16 protein-coding genes and 1 tRNA gene are annotated in these 12,434 nt (G+C 59.9%); 6 read left to right on the top strand and 11 right to left on the bottom strand.

The window, feature by feature from the left end; all coding sequences use genetic code 11:
• Positions 1 to 21: 21 nt before the first annotated feature.
• Entirely contained in the window at positions 22 to 702 is a 681-nt protein-coding gene (gene tlpA / locus CPY51_RS24675) for a thiol:disulfide interchange protein TlpA (protein WP_111162861.1), read from the top strand.
• Between the two features lie 309 nt (positions 703 to 1,011).
• On the opposite strand, the gene CPY51_RS24670 is transcribed toward tlpA, so the two are convergent.
• The 6 genes from CPY51_RS24670 to CPY51_RS24645 form a co-directional block, all read right to left on the bottom strand.
• The gene (locus CPY51_RS24670; RefSeq protein WP_111162860.1) at positions 1,012 to 1,893 is read right to left on the bottom strand and encodes a 3-hydroxybutyryl-CoA dehydrogenase; all 882 of its coding nucleotides are present in this window, start codon (positions 1,891 to 1,893) and stop codon (positions 1,012 to 1,014) included.
• 143 nt (positions 1,894 to 2,036) lie between these two features.
• The gene (locus tag CPY51_RS24665; protein WP_111162859.1) at positions 2,037 to 2,966 is read right to left on the bottom strand and encodes an electron transfer flavoprotein subunit alpha/FixB family protein; all 930 of its coding nucleotides are present in this window, start codon (positions 2,964 to 2,966) and stop codon (positions 2,037 to 2,039) included.
• Positions 2,967 to 2,989: 23 nt separating this feature from the next.
• Positions 2,990 to 3,739 carry an electron transfer flavoprotein subunit beta/FixA family protein gene (locus CPY51_RS24660; protein WP_111162858.1) on the bottom strand — a complete coding sequence of 250 codons (750 nt, stop codon included), beginning with the start codon at positions 3,737 to 3,739 and terminating at the stop codon, positions 2,990 to 2,992.
• Positions 3,740 to 3,923: 184 nt separating this feature from the next.
• On the bottom strand, positions 3,924 to 4,502 hold the full coding sequence (locus CPY51_RS24655) for a cob(I)yrinic acid a,c-diamide adenosyltransferase (protein ID WP_111162857.1): 579 nt from the start codon (positions 4,500 to 4,502) through the stop codon (positions 3,924 to 3,926).
• A 12-nt stretch (positions 4,503 to 4,514) separates the two neighbouring features.
• Positions 4,515 to 4,718 (bottom strand): twin transmembrane helix small protein, encoded by a 204-nt coding sequence (locus CPY51_RS24650; protein WP_111162856.1) that lies wholly within the window; start codon positions 4,716 to 4,718, stop codon positions 4,515 to 4,517.
• Between the two features lie 20 nt (positions 4,719 to 4,738).
• Complete coding sequence (locus CPY51_RS24645; RefSeq protein ID WP_111162855.1) at positions 4,739 to 5,572, bottom strand: SDR family oxidoreductase; 834 nt, start codon at positions 5,570 to 5,572, stop codon at positions 4,739 to 4,741.
• Between the two features lie 106 nt (positions 5,573 to 5,678).
• Here CPY51_RS24645 and CPY51_RS24640 point away from each other — a divergent pair, with 106 nt between their 5' ends.
• Entirely contained in the window at positions 5,679 to 6,593 is a 915-nt protein-coding gene (locus CPY51_RS24640) for a YihY/virulence factor BrkB family protein (protein WP_111162854.1), read from the top strand.
• Here the strand turns inward: CPY51_RS24640 and gluQRS are convergent.
• On the bottom strand, positions 6,558 to 7,439 hold the full coding sequence (gene gluQRS, locus CPY51_RS24635) for a tRNA glutamyl-Q(34) synthetase GluQRS (protein ID WP_111162853.1): 882 nt from the start codon (positions 7,437 to 7,439) through the stop codon (positions 6,558 to 6,560). The genes CPY51_RS24640 and gluQRS overlap by 36 nt on opposite strands.
• Before the next feature lie 54 nt (positions 7,440 to 7,493).
• On the opposite strand from gluQRS, the gene CPY51_RS24630 reads away from it, so the two are divergent.
• On the top strand, positions 7,494 to 8,138 hold the full coding sequence (locus CPY51_RS24630; RefSeq protein WP_111162852.1) for a DNA-3-methyladenine glycosylase family protein: 645 nt from the start codon (positions 7,494 to 7,496) through the stop codon (positions 8,136 to 8,138).
• Positions 8,139 to 8,247: 109 nt separating this feature from the next.
• Positions 8,248 to 8,805, top strand: a complete 558-nt coding sequence (locus CPY51_RS24625) for an HNH endonuclease (protein ID WP_111162851.1) — start codon at positions 8,248 to 8,250, stop codon at positions 8,803 to 8,805.
• 18 nt (positions 8,806 to 8,823) lie between these two features.
• Here CPY51_RS24625 and CPY51_RS24620 read toward each other — a convergent pair whose 3' ends face one another.
• The gene (locus tag CPY51_RS24620) at positions 8,824 to 9,339 is read right to left on the bottom strand and encodes a disulfide bond formation protein B (RefSeq protein ID WP_111162850.1); all 516 of its coding nucleotides are present in this window, start codon (positions 9,337 to 9,339) and stop codon (positions 8,824 to 8,826) included.
• 22 nt (positions 9,340 to 9,361) lie between these two features.
• Positions 9,362 to 9,952: a YqaA family protein gene (locus tag CPY51_RS24615; RefSeq protein WP_111162849.1), complete on the bottom strand. Its 591-nt coding sequence runs from the start codon at positions 9,950 to 9,952 to the stop codon at positions 9,362 to 9,364.
• A gap of 253 nt (positions 9,953 to 10,205) precedes the next feature.
• On the opposite strand from CPY51_RS24615, the gene CPY51_RS24610 reads away from it, so the two are divergent.
• Positions 10,206 to 10,493: a hypothetical protein gene (locus tag CPY51_RS24610; RefSeq protein WP_111162848.1), complete on the top strand. Its 288-nt coding sequence runs from the start codon at positions 10,206 to 10,208 to the stop codon at positions 10,491 to 10,493.
• An 82-nt stretch (positions 10,494 to 10,575) separates the two neighbouring features.
• Positions 10,576 to 10,785 (top strand): KTSC domain-containing protein, encoded by a 210-nt coding sequence (locus tag CPY51_RS24605; protein ID WP_111162847.1) that lies wholly within the window; start codon positions 10,576 to 10,578, stop codon positions 10,783 to 10,785.
• Between the two features lie 461 nt (positions 10,786 to 11,246).
• On the opposite strand, the gene CPY51_RS24600 is transcribed toward CPY51_RS24605, so the two are convergent.
• Both CPY51_RS24600 and CPY51_RS24595 read right to left on the bottom strand, forming a co-directional pair.
• Positions 11,247 to 12,137: a class I SAM-dependent methyltransferase gene (locus CPY51_RS24600; protein WP_244598777.1), complete on the bottom strand. Its 891-nt coding sequence runs from the start codon at positions 12,135 to 12,137 to the stop codon at positions 11,247 to 11,249.
• Between the two features lie 160 nt (positions 12,138 to 12,297).
• Positions 12,298 to 12,382: transfer RNA gene (locus CPY51_RS24595), tRNA-Leu, on the bottom strand.
• Positions 12,383 to 12,434 lie beyond the last annotated feature (52 nt).

Genomic DNA, 12,434 nt, shown 5'->3' with positions numbered 1-12,434 from the left:
GATGCCTATCTGGAGAACGAAATGACAGTGAAGAAGCCGCTTGGCCTGCCGTCCGTGAAACTGATCCTGATCGCAGCCTTCGCCGGGGTTTTGGCGGGTGCGGCAGCGGTATACGTGAAGGAAGTGGGGTCTGGCAATGGCATGAGCGAAACGGCGGGCCTAGCAGGCGATTGCAAGCCTGCGAAGGATCGCTCGGCCGCGCTCAATCAGTTCACCAGGGGCCAGGTGGCCGCCATGGTCGCGGCACAGCAGCCGCTGTCGCTCAAGACTGTTGCCTTCAAGGGCCCGGAAGGCCAGCCACTCTCGGTGGAAAATTTTGCCGGAAAGACGGTGCTGCTCAATCTGTGGGCCACGTGGTGCTTCCCCTGCCGCGAAGAGATGCCGGCGCTGAACGCTTTGCAGAAGGATATGGGGAGCGACAAGTTCGAGGTGGTTGCCGTCAATATCGACACTGGTGACGACGAGAAGCCAAAGGCCTTTCGCAGCGAGACCGGCATCGACAGGCTTGGCTACTATCGTGACAACACGATGGGCGTCTTCAATTCGTTGAAGAAGCAGGGATTGGCGTTCGGCCTGCCGGTGACACTTCTCGTCGACGACAAGGGATGCCTGGTGTCGGCGATGAACGGGCCAGCTGCCTGGGACAGCGACGACGCCAAGGGGCTGATCAAGGCTGCAATTGGCTCCGGGACGTCGCTTTAGGCGTGAGCTTGTCGAAGCTGGTCTAGTCGGAGTAGAGCACGTTGCGCAACTAGACCGGCGGTTGATCCGCCGGCTATTCTATTGCTTGCCGGCATTTACCTTACCGGATGGTTATTACACTCGTTCGAGCGCGGAGCCTGCTTTGACACTTTCCTGCAAAGCGTTCAGCCTGTCTTGAATGTCTTTCAGTTGCCGGCGTTATTGGTATGAAATTCGGCTCGTGCGCGCTACTTGCTACAATCCGATTGGCCAGAAACCAATACCAATCGAAACGCGATGGCTCTTTCCACGATTGTCAACCCACACGCGTTAACGCGTCGGAACCGGAACTTCACCTCGGTAGTCATAAAATCCGCGGCCGGATTTGCGGCCGAGCCAGCCGGCTTCGACATATTTGACTAGCAGCGGGCAGGGGCGGTATTTTGAATCCGACAGGCCTTCGTGCAGGACCTGCATAATCGACAGGCAGGTGTCGAGGCCGATGAAATCGGCGAGCTGCAGCGGTCCCATCGGATGGTTGGCGCCGAGCTTCATGGCGGTGTCGATCGCATCGACCGTACCGACGCCTTCATAGAGCGTGTAGATCGCTTCGTTGATCATCGGGAGAAGGATGCGGTTGACGATGAAGGCCGGAAAATCCTCTGCGACGGTAACCGTCTTGTCGAGCGAGCTGACGTAGTCGCGGGCCATCTTGAAGGTGGCCTCTTCCGTGGCTATGCCGCGCACCAGTTCCACTAGCTTCATGACGGGAACAGGGTTCATGAAGTGGATGCCCATGAAGCGCTCCGGACGATCCGTAGCGGAGGCAAGCCGGGTGATCGAAAGCGAAGAGGTGTTGGTGGCAAGGATCGCATCCGGCTTCAGAACTGGACAGACCAGCGTGTAGATCTTGCGCTTGACGCTTTCATCCTCGGTGGCGGCCTCGATCACCAAGTCCATCGGCGCCAGGTCGTTGACGTCCGCCGAACCCGATATCAACGACAGGGCAGCCTTGCGCTCATCGTCCGTCATCTTGGCGGCGGAGACCTGCCGGGCGAGATTGCCGTTGATCGTCGCAAGCGCGCTTTCGATGCGCTCCTGCGACAGATCGTAGATGTTGACCTTGTAACCCGCGAGAGCCGACACCTGTGCGATGCCGCAGCCCATCTGGCCCGCACCGACAATACCGATGGTCTTCAACACAGTACTCATGGCCAACTCCCCGGCGGCACGCTGCGCGACGCGACCGCTCCATTCGCAAATTTGCCGGACCATCACTAGCCCGGCAAGATTGATAGACTGATAAAGGACAATTTTCCAGTCGCTCGCGTCAGCGAAACGTCAGACTTGTCCGATCAAAGCGCCTTTTCGAGCTCAGGGAGAGCTTCGAAGAGGTCGGCGACGAGGCCATAGTCGGCGATCTGGAAGATCGGGGCCTCTTCGTCCTTGTTGATGGCGACGATGACCTTCGAGTCCTTCATGCCGGCGAGGTGCTGGATGGCACCCGATATGCCGCAGGCGATGTAGAGCTGCGGGGCGACGACCTTGCCGGTCTGGCCCACCTGCCAGTCGTTCGGCGCGTAGCCGGCGTCCACGGCAGCGCGCGAAGCGCCGACTGCGGCACCGAGCTTGTCGGCAACCGGCAGGATGAATTCGCGGAATTTCTCCGCAGAGCCGAGGGCGCGGCCGCCCGAGATGATGATTTTCGCCGATGTCAGTTCGGGACGGTCCGAATTGGACAGCGCGTCGCTGACGAATGTCGAGAGGCCGGGGCTGGCAACTGCCGGGATGGTCTCGACAGGTGCCGAGCCGCCTTCCGGGGCCGAAGGGAAAGAGGCCGTGCGCACCGTGATGACGCGCTTGCCGTCGGTCGACTGCACGGTCTGGATGGCGTTGCCGGCATAGATCGGGCGCTTGAAGGTGTCCGCCGAGAGGACTTCGATGATTTCCGAGACCTGGGCAACGTCGAGGAGGGCTGCGACGCGGGGCATGACATTCTTGCCGACCGAGGTCGCGGCCGAAATGATGGTGTCGTAGCTGCCGGCGAGTGAGATTATGAGATCTGCCAGCGGTTCGGCGAGATTGTTGGCGAGCTCATTGCTCTCGGCGAGCAGCACCTTGGAAACGCCTGAAAGCTTGGCAGCGGCATCGGCAGCCGGCTTGGCGCCCTTGCCTGCCACCAGCACATGCACATCGCCGCCAATTTTGGCAGCAGCGCTCAGTGTCTTGGCGGTCTGGTCGGAAAGGCTTGCATTGTCGTGGTCAGCCAGAAGAAGAATGGCCATGGTTCTGTTCTTCCTTTCCTAAATTAAAGCACGCCGGCTTCGTTTTTCAGCTTGTCGACGAGCTCGGCGACCGACTTGACCTTGACGCCTGCCTTGCGGCCACCGGGCTCTTCCGTCTTAAGCACCTTGAGACGGGGCGTTGTGGTCACGCCGAGATCGGCTGGCGTTTTCTTGTCGAGCGGCTTCTTTTTTGCCTTCATGATATTCGGCAGCGAAGCGTAGCGCGGCTCGTTGAGGCGCAGGTCGGTGGTCACCACTGCGGGCAACTTGATTTCGATCGTCTGCAGACCGCCATCGACTTCGCGGGTCACGGTTGCCTTGCCATCGCCGATTTCGATCTTCGAGGCGAAGGTCGCCTGGGCGACGCCCATCAGGGCTGCGAGCATCTGGCCTGTCTGGTTGCTGTCGTCGTCGATCGCCTGCTTGCCGACGATGATGAGGCCCGGCTGTTCGGCCTCCGCGACGGCCTTCAGGATCTTTGCGACCGTCAGCGGCTCGATGGCGTCGTCGGTCTCGACCAGGATCGCGCGGTCGGCGCCCATGGCGAGTGCCGTGCGCAGCGTCTCTTCCGCCTTGGCGGGACCGATGGAAACGACGATCACTTCTTCGGCTTTGCCGGCTTCCCGCAGTCGCAGCGCTTCCTCGACCGAGATCTCGTCGAACGGGTTCATCGACATCTTGACATTGGCAAGCTCGACGCCACTGCCGTCCGGCTTGACGCGGATCTTGACGTTGTAATCAACAACCCGCTTCACTGGTACGAGAATTTTCATGGAATCCTTCCTTCAACATGACGCCCGTGAAAATGCGCTGTCGAGCGCCTTTCCATTTGTCGAATGGCGACATGGATACGCGTTTTTTCTCCAAATACAACGCTTTCCATGTCGCAAAAGACCGAAATGCTTTAAGTCGCTAAATAACGTTTACGTACACGTCAATAGGTTGACCTTGCCGACGCTAGCGGTTCTTGCCGGGGACCCAAAGCACGTCTGCGCCGCCGCGTTCGTTCGCATAGCGGGCCGCAACGAAAAGCAGGTCGGATAGACGGTTGATGTATTTCGGCGCGGCTGCGCTTACCCGTTCGCCCTCTATTCGCGACAGGGCAACCATCAGCCGCTCGGCGCGGCGCGCGATCGTACGCGCGAGGTGCAGGTGCGCAGCAGCGGGGCTGCCGCCTGGAAGCACGAAGGACGTCAGCGGTGAGAGTTCGGCGTTCAAGGTGTCGATATCGCGCTCGAGCCTATCGACCTGGGACTGGATGATCCTGAGCGGTTCCCAGGCCGGCGGTTCGTCCGTTTCGGGTGTGGAGAGATCAGCGCCGAGGTCGAACAGGTCATTCTGTATCGCCATCAGCATTTGGTCGAGGACGGGCTCTTCAGATGTGTACAACCGGGCAATACCGATCGCGGAGTTGCTTTCGTCGATGGTCCCGTAGGCCTCGACCCGTAGATCATGCTTCAGGCGGCGCGGCCCGGAGACCAGCCCGGTGGTGCCATCGTCGCCGGTTCTTGTATAGATCTTGTTGAGCTTGACCATTCGATATCGCCTCTAGTGGGGACGTCCGCCGCCCGTCAGCCATAGCGTCAGCATGATGAGCACGAGGGCGATTGCCTGCAGCAGCACGCGCATCTGCATGAGCTTGTTGGAGAGGCTCGGATTGTCGCCCTTCATCATGTTGAAAAGGCCACGCACCAGCACGATGGCGACCAGACCCATGAAGATGATGGCGAAAATATAAGTAACTGTGGACATGGATTACGAGCCTTCGTCTTTCAATCAAGCCGGCGCATCAAACGGTAGAAAAGGTCTGCCGGCAACAGACGCTTCAGCCACATGCCCTGCTTGGCAGGCATGGTCACCAGATAATGGGGGTGTGGTCTCCTCGCGTTCAGAGCATGCTTTAGCACGATATAAACGGCTTCGGGGCCGAGTTTTTGGCGGTTGACGGGACCTGTGCCATTCAGCCGCGCCAGCTGCCGCCGGTACTCGATCGCGTGGGCGGAATTTTCGATATCGACGTTTTCCTCGAACTTGGCGAGCGCATTGGCGGTAAAGCGCGAGGCGATTGCTCCAGGCTCGATCAGGCTGACGTGAATGCCGCTTCCCTGAAGCTCCATCCGCATGGTCAGCGACAGCCCTTCGATAGCGAATTTGGACGCGGTGTAGGCACCACGAAACCTATACGGAATAAGGCCTAGAATGGATGAACATTGCACGATACGGCCTTCCCCTCGCTTCCGCATCAGCGGTATCACCTGCCGTGTCAGCTCATGCCAGCCGAAGACATTGGTCTCGAACTGCGCGCGCAGCACATCGGTCGAGATGTCCTCGACTGCGCCGGGCTGCCCGTAGGCGCCGTTGTTGAAGAGTGCATCGATGCGGTCGCCGGTCCGCTCGCGCACGGTTTCGACGAGCGCCGCAATCGTCTCCGGCCTGGTGTAGTCCATCAGGAGAGCTTCGATGCCGTCGGCCTGCAGCGATCCGAGGTCGCTTTCCTTGCGTACAGTGGCGAAGACCCGCCAGCCATCGGCCTTCAGCGCACGGGCGCAATGTGCGCCTATGCCGGAGGAGCAGCCCGTCACGACGATGTTGCGTTGGTCCGCCATGCAATGATTCCTGTACAAACCCGGGTTGGTTTCCCATATTCGGGATACCGAGACAATCAACAAACCGGCGAGCGCGAACCGGCGACCGGCGCGCAGCGGAGATGGAATGCCGACGATCCTTCGTACTCTTTACAAGGTGATCTACGATGCCGTGTTTCATTTCATCGAAGACGATGGGTTTGCGATGGCAAGCCATGTCGCCTTGTCGAGCCTGCTTGCCGTCTTTCCCTTCCTGATTTTCGGCACGGCGCTGGCAAGCTTTCTCGGTGCCAGCCAGTTCTCCGGGACGGCGATCCATCTGATTTTCGATACCTGGCCCGAGGCAATCGCCAAACCGCTCGCAGACCAGGTTATCCAGGTGCTGACGATCCCGCGCGGCGGCCTGCTGACGGTCTCGGTGCTGGCTGCGGCCTACTTCGCTTCCAACGGCGTCGAGGCATTGCGGATATCGCTCAATCGCGCCTATCGAATGGTCGAGACCCGGCCATGGTATTTCACGCGCCTCGCCAGTCTCGGCTACGTGTTGATCGCCGTGCTGATTTTTGCGGCGATCAGCATCCTGCTCGTCGCCGTCCCGCTGGCGCTCAACTATGCGAGGGAGTGGCTGCCCTGGCTTGCGGATACGCTCGACATCGTTTCGAGCTGGCGTATCTACGGTACCCTGTTCGTGCTGACGGCAGGGTTGATGATCGTTCACCTCTGGCTGCCGGCCGGCCGCCGCAAGGTGCTCGACGTGGTTCCCGGCGTGCTTTTGACATTGCTGTTCTGGTTGGCCGGAGCGCTGATCTTTGCTTACTACCTTACCACCTTCGCCAATTACACCGCGACCTATGCGGGCCTCGCCTCGGTCATGATCGTGCTCGTCTTCCTCTACATGATCAGCGTCATCTTCATTCTCGGTGCGGAGATCAATGCGGCGCTGATGAAGTTTCGGGTGCGCCGGATGTTTACCCGGGGCATTGCGGAATTCGAGCAGGAGAAGCCGTCAAAGCCCGATACGGCGGCGAAGGTCCGCCGCTGAAATCCCTTTTGCGCGAAGCTCGGCCAGACCAGTGTCGCCCTCGCTCTTGGCGAGCTTCCGGCCAGCGTCGTCAGTGATCAGCCTGTGGTGATGATAGAGCGGAGCGGGGAGACCGAGCAGCGCCTGAAGCAGCACATGGATCGATGTGGCGTGAAAGAGGTCGAGCCCCCGCACCACATGCGTGACGCCTTGCAGCGCATCGTCGACGACGACGGAGAGGTGATAGCTCGAAGGCGCATCCGAGCGCGACAGGACCACATCTCCCCAGGCTGCGGGATCAGCAGCGATCTGTCCGGTCTGTCCGTCCCCGGTTTCGGTCCAGTCCAGCCGTCCCGGTATCGTTGTCAGCGCTCGCTCAATATCCAGCCGCCATGCGTGCTTCAATCCGCTTTCAAGCATCCGTCGACGATCGGCGACGGTCCGTTCGCGGTCGCAGGCGGGATAGAGCGGCGCGCCATCTGGATCGCGCGGCCAAGGCTTCCTCCCGGCTTCGCTGGCTGAAACAAAGGCCCTGACTTCGCCGCGGGTCAAGAACGACGGATAGGCGAGGTCGCGATCGATCAGCGACTGCAATGCACTTTGATATTCGGCAAAGTGCTCCGATTGACGCCGCACCGGCTTTTCCCAGCCGAGGCCGAGCCAGGCGAGATCGGCATAGATGCCGTCTTCGAATTCGGGTGTACAACGCGCCTGATCGATGTCTTCGATGCGCAGAAGAAAGCGACCGTCGGCGGCGCGTGCCATATCGTGATTGAGGATGGCCGAGAGCGCGTGGCCGAGGTGCAGCGGTCCGTTCGGGCTCGGTGCAAAACGGAAGACAGGTTTTTGACGGGGACTGGCAGCCATGCTCTCTTCTGCCACGGATTTTCCGCGTCGACCACCTCGGAGGAGATTTCAGGCATGCATATCATTCGCGGCGAGGCTGATATCCAGGAGGGTCTGGAAGCGCTGCTCAAGCTCGATCGGCGCCTGCAGCAGGTCGCCTCGGAAGCGGGGCCGTTGCCGCTCCGGCTCGTAGAGGCGGGCTTTGCTGGATTGGCGCATGTGGTCGTGTCGCAGTCGGTCTCGCGCGCGAGCGCCGAAGCGATCTGGGGGCGGATATGCGCATCAGGCGAGCCGCTGACCGCCAGGGCCTATGCCGCGTTTCATCCGGAGGCCTGGCGCGAATTCGGCCTGTCGCGCGGCAAGGCAGAGACACTGTCGCGAGTGGCCCTTGCGGTCAACGACGGCAGCCTCGATCTGCAGGCACTCGGTCAGGAAACACCCGAATCAGCAATGGTGCGTCTGACCAGCATCAAGGGGATCGGGCCGTGGACGGCAGAGGTTTATCTGATGTTCTGCGTCGGTCACGCAGATGTGTTTCCGTCGGGTGACGTGGCGCTCCAGGCAGCGGTCGCTGCCGCCTTCGGGATGGAAAAACGGCCGCAGGCCAAGGAGTTAGCGCTGGAGGCGGCGAACTGGTCACCCTGGCGCTCGGTTGCCGCAAGGTTGTTCTGGGCCCTCTACGCGGTTCGTACTCGCCGCGAGGCGGTGCCTATCGGCTGATTGGCAACACCTCCCGAATTTGCCGGTTTGCACTGAATTTATTGGACTTCACAATGCTGTAACATCCGGCCTAATATGTATGTGCAGATGAATCGACCAGGAGGGTTCCTTGACGATTGCAGTCTCCCCCCAGGCCCTGCCGGCGCTCGTCTTGAACGCTGACTACCGGCCACTGAGTTATTACCCCTTGTCGCTCTGGTCCTGGCAGGACGCGATCAAGGCGGTTTTTCTCGACCGTGTGAACATCATCGCCGAATATGATCACTCGGTTTCTTCGCCCAGCTTTTCCATGCGGCTGCCGAGCGTCGTGTGCCTGAAGACTTACGTTCAGCCCTCGCGCAATCCGGCTTTCACCCGATTCAACGTCTTCCTGCGGGATCGTTTCGAGTGCCAATATTGCGGTGCGCATGACGACCTGACCTTCGACCACGTCGTTCCCCGTGCCCATGGCGGCGAGACCACCTGGGTCAATGTCGTTGCCGCCTGTTCGCCGTGCAATCTGCGCAAGGGCAGCAAGCTGCCGAAGCAGGCCCAGATGTTCCCCGCCCAGAAGCCCTATCAGCCGACGGTGCAGGATCTGCACAATAACGGCCGGCTCTTCCCGCCGAACTACCTGCACGACAGCTGGCTCGACTATCTCTACTGGGATACCGAACTGCAGCCGTAAGCGGTCCTGCCCGTTTACTCAGGCCGCCTTGCGAAGGCCCACGAAAGCGATCGCCGCGAGGATGATGCTCGCAATCACATTCCAGCCCGCCATCGAGACGCCAAGAACCCGGAGCGCAGCCTCGGTGCAGGACGGCCCCTTCAGCGTGTTCAATTGCCCCAGCAGGTCGCCTGCCTTCGGCGCGGCAGCGCTGCTGCCGCCGCTTGCGCAGGTGGTGGGGCCTTCCCAGAAATGCCATTCGACGCCGGCGTGATAGACGCCGATGCCGCCGCCTACCACCATCATGATGCCGGCGATGGCGAGCAGGGTCCGGGTGATCCACGAGGGCAATCCGACAAGCGCCGAGATGGCGGCCAGGATGGCGACGGGGATGCCGTAGTAATAGGGCTGCCGCTGCTCCAGGCAGAGAGCGCAGGGAACATATCCACCGATATACTGGAAGCCGAGCGCGGTGCCGATGGTCGCCGCCATGCCGATGGCGAGAAGCGCCGAGTAGCCGAAGGCGGGGCGGGAAACGGGTGCGGTCTGGGTCATGCGAGGGGCTCCGCGGTCAGGCTCAACGTGCGAGCATGTGGAAGGCAATATACAGCAGGATGAGGACAGCAGCGACGACTGCCGCGATCTGGCCGAGCCGCTTCTCGATAAAATGGCGGATCGGTTCACCGTAGCGACGCAGCAGCCAGGCGAGGAAAAAGAAGCGCGCGCCGCGCGCGATGATTGCCGAGATGACGAACAGGCCGAGATTGACGTTGGCGACGCCCGACAGGATCGTCACCACCTTGATCGGCGGCAGATGCGCGAGGCCCGAAGTGACAAGCAGAAGAACGATGGTCTCGTAGGTGACGCCCGACCGCAGCTTGTCGAACGCGTCGAGTTTTCCATAGAACTCGAGGATCGGCTTGGCGACCGTCTCGAACGCATAATAGCCGATCGCCCAGCCGGCGATGCCGCCTAGCACCGAGGCAACCGTTGCGACCAAGGCGTAGCGCCAGACGCGATGGGGCTTTGCCAGCGCCATCGGCAGGAAGAGGACATCGGCGGGAACGAGAAAGATCGAGCTTTCGACGAAGGCGATGACGGCGAGCCAGATTTCTGCCGATGGACGACCTGCCAGCGACATGGTCCAGTCATAGAGTCTGCGGAGCATCCGATCCCTTTCCATGGTGGTGCAAGAGCTTTAGGGGCGGTGAATGTGGCTGTAAATGGTCGCTGTCCTGCGATTGTCCTTCAAATCCAAAATTTTTCGTGATGCTGTGCTGCCCAGACACTCGGTTTTGTCGCAAACTTGTCACGTCACCCGCCTTCGCGCGGCGGCTGGCCCGGTCAGAGCACTCTGACGCATTGCAAAATGCCAGTCCTTTGACAAGCTGAACGTCAGGGCGAATCTTCAGGGCAAGGAAATGAAGTTTTTTGTGATCGAAGGCGGCAAAGGCAACGCCGCCGCGGATATCGTGTTCGAGGTCCACTCGGCAGGACCAGGCGTCAACGATGTCAAGGCCGAGGCGGAGCGGCGGATCAGGGCAAGCGGTTATGAGGACTGGCGGGTGCGGGAATTCGTGACCGGCGCGCCCATGCCATCAGGCCTTAAATATCTAAGAATGCAGATCGATTTCGTCGCCGAAGCGATCTCGCGGCTGGACCGTATTCCCGAGGATTTCCGTTCTGACACATATTGGCCTTCCTTCTGAGATAGAAGCTTAACCACTCCCGTTGACGGGATGTCAGGAGAATCCGTTTACGCATGGCCTTGTATCGAAGCTGGGGGCAGCCATGGAAACCATTGCCATCAAATCGCGTATCATCGTCGCCATGCAATATGACAAGGCGCAGCAACATCTGAGCCTTGAGTTCAGAAACGGTGAGCGCCGCCTTTTTGCCGGCGTGCCGCGCAATGTGGTGATGAAGATGGCGAGGGCAACGTCGCCCGGCGAGTATTACATCGCCAATGTTCGCGCCCAGTTCACGCGAATTGCCACCTGACGATCGACTAAAGCCAGGTTCTTTTCATCCTCCTGCACTCAGGGGTGCAAAAGGGTTACCGGCGTGTGCAACGCATAGCTGGCCACTTGGAAAAGCAATCCTGAAAGCGCCAGCGCAGCCAGACCGAGCGGCATCATCCAATCTTTGTTCAACATGATCTCTCTCCCTTCGTAGGAGATAATAAGCTCTTGCACGCGACGGGCAAGCAAAACCTTAACAAATGGTTAAATCGGCGAGTAGCGCTTTTCTTGAGGATGCGAGCACCCTCATTTTCGTTGCGGATTTCTACTGCATTACGTAACAGTAATTACTTCATTAGATAGTTATTAAGTAAAAATAATAATAAATAATTCTAAAGTTGCCCGCTCCTATGGGACGTCACTTGCCATTGTCCGGATCTAGTGCGTTTACGCGGCGGCTTGCTTGCGCTTGCGCAACAATGGTCAGCAGCGAAAATCGGACTAGCGCTTCGGCACGATACCCAGGCTGAGTACCCACATTTCGCGATAGCAGAAGTCGGGGTCGGAAATCAGACGCTCCGGGTCTTCGCCGATCGCTTTCCATTGGCGATGATCCGCTTCTGGCAAGTCACACCTTCGGGCGAGCCCGGATAAGAATTCGAGATTGTTGCGGATGTACTCGCGCTCCACTGGCCTGAGCGGCTGACGGCGCTCTGCCAGCGTCGTGATGGCCGACACCTTCTCAAGGCCCGCCGCTCGAAACCAGGCCGACACGCGCGTTCCCCTCATGGCGCCGGACATCTGTACGTCATCGGATAGCGCATCGAGCAGACGCCACGTAAGTTTGGGATCCAGCGGCTGATACTGCCAAACCGAAATATCGACCTCCTTCACGGCAACAAGTCCACCCGGCTTTACGACCCGGCGGAACTCCTTGATTGCCCGGGTGAGCTCTTCGTCATTCAGATATTGGATGACGTTCGCGCTCCAAACCGCATCGAACATGCCCGTCTCATAGGGCAGCGCGAGGATATCACCGGTTCGCACGCTTACCGGAGCGGCAAACTGCTGGCTTGCAATCAAGCCTTCAATTGCCTCGACATTTTCCTGGGCCAGGTCCAGAGCCTCAATGTGGCCCCCGGCACCCAGCAATTCTGCCATTAGAGGCAGGAAAACCCCATTCCCTGCACCCGCGTCAAGCACCGACCAGCCGGATCGGATGCCGGTGGCACGAAGCGTGGCATCATACTCGTCCTTTAGCGCCAGGTAATGAACATCGAGATGCCCGCCGGCGCTGAGTTTGTGCCCGGCCGATGTCACTTTTTCGGAATTCGAGGTGTTGTTCATTTGGTCTACCGGGTCCCAGGTCCGAACAACGGCGTTCATCGGCATGGCCTTGGCGCCGGTTGGTCTGCAAATCGACGAAATCCTTGGCCGCTGCGGGTGCCAATGTAGCACGGTGAGGGCCTTGGCGGCAGCCCAATCCCTCGCTGCATGTCCCCGCCTGCGCCGCTCAATGGTATCAATGAATTGGGAGATTTCTGGTGATCAGTGGTGCCCCATGCCGGAGTCGAACCAGCACTTCTTTCGAAACTCGATTTTGAGTCGAGCGCGTCTACCAATTCCGCCAATGGGGCAACGGATACCGACGAGCGGGGTCTCTAGCATGCGATCGGGCGCGCGCGCAAG

The sequence above is a fragment of the Arminella tubonensis genome, assembly GCF_003240585.1.
Lineage (GTDB): Bacteria > Pseudomonadota > Alphaproteobacteria > Rhizobiales > Rhizobiaceae > Rhizobium > Rhizobium tubonense.
This window is presented reverse-complemented; position numbering and strand designations above follow the sequence as displayed.

What these genes read in the sequence shown, in the direction of transcription:
- tlpA (WP_111162861.1), top strand. Translation starts at nt 22, where the DNA reads ATGACAGTGAAGAAGCCGCTTGGCCTGCCGTCCGTGAAACTGATCCTG.
- CPY51_RS24670 (WP_111162860.1), bottom strand. Translation starts at nt 1,893, where the DNA reads ATGAGTACTGTGTTGAAGACCATCGGTATTGTCGGTGCGGGCCAGATG.
- CPY51_RS24665 (WP_111162859.1), bottom strand. Translation starts at nt 2,966, where the DNA reads ATGGCCATTCTTCTTCTGGCTGACCACGACAATGCAAGCCTTTCCGAC.
- CPY51_RS24660 (WP_111162858.1), bottom strand. Translation starts at nt 3,739, where the DNA reads ATGAAAATTCTCGTACCAGTGAAGCGGGTTGTTGATTACAACGTCAAG.
- CPY51_RS24655 (WP_111162857.1), bottom strand. Translation starts at nt 4,502, where the DNA reads ATGGTCAAGCTCAACAAGATCTATACAAGAACCGGCGACGATGGCACC.
- CPY51_RS24650 (WP_111162856.1), bottom strand. Translation starts at nt 4,718, where the DNA reads ATGTCCACAGTTACTTATATTTTCGCCATCATCTTCATGGGTCTGGTC.
- CPY51_RS24645 (WP_111162855.1), bottom strand. Translation starts at nt 5,572, where the DNA reads ATGGCGGACCAACGCAACATCGTCGTGACGGGCTGCTCCTCCGGCATA.
- CPY51_RS24640 (WP_111162854.1), top strand. Translation starts at nt 5,679, where the DNA reads ATGCCGACGATCCTTCGTACTCTTTACAAGGTGATCTACGATGCCGTG.
- gluQRS (WP_111162853.1), bottom strand. Translation starts at nt 7,439, where the DNA reads ATGGCTGCCAGTCCCCGTCAAAAACCTGTCTTCCGTTTTGCACCGAGC.
- CPY51_RS24630 (WP_111162852.1), top strand. Translation starts at nt 7,494, where the DNA reads ATGCATATCATTCGCGGCGAGGCTGATATCCAGGAGGGTCTGGAAGCG.
- CPY51_RS24620 (WP_111162850.1), bottom strand. Translation starts at nt 9,339, where the DNA reads ATGACCCAGACCGCACCCGTTTCCCGCCCCGCCTTCGGCTACTCGGCG.
- CPY51_RS24615 (WP_111162849.1), bottom strand. Translation starts at nt 9,952, where the DNA reads ATGCTCCGCAGACTCTATGACTGGACCATGTCGCTGGCAGGTCGTCCA.
- CPY51_RS24610 (WP_111162848.1), top strand. Translation starts at nt 10,206, where the DNA reads ATGAAGTTTTTTGTGATCGAAGGCGGCAAAGGCAACGCCGCCGCGGAT.
- CPY51_RS24605 (WP_111162847.1), top strand. Translation starts at nt 10,576, where the DNA reads ATGGAAACCATTGCCATCAAATCGCGTATCATCGTCGCCATGCAATAT.
- CPY51_RS24600 (WP_244598777.1), bottom strand. Translation starts at nt 12,137, where the DNA reads ATGCCGATGAACGCCGTTGTTCGGACCTGGGACCCGGTAGACCAAATG.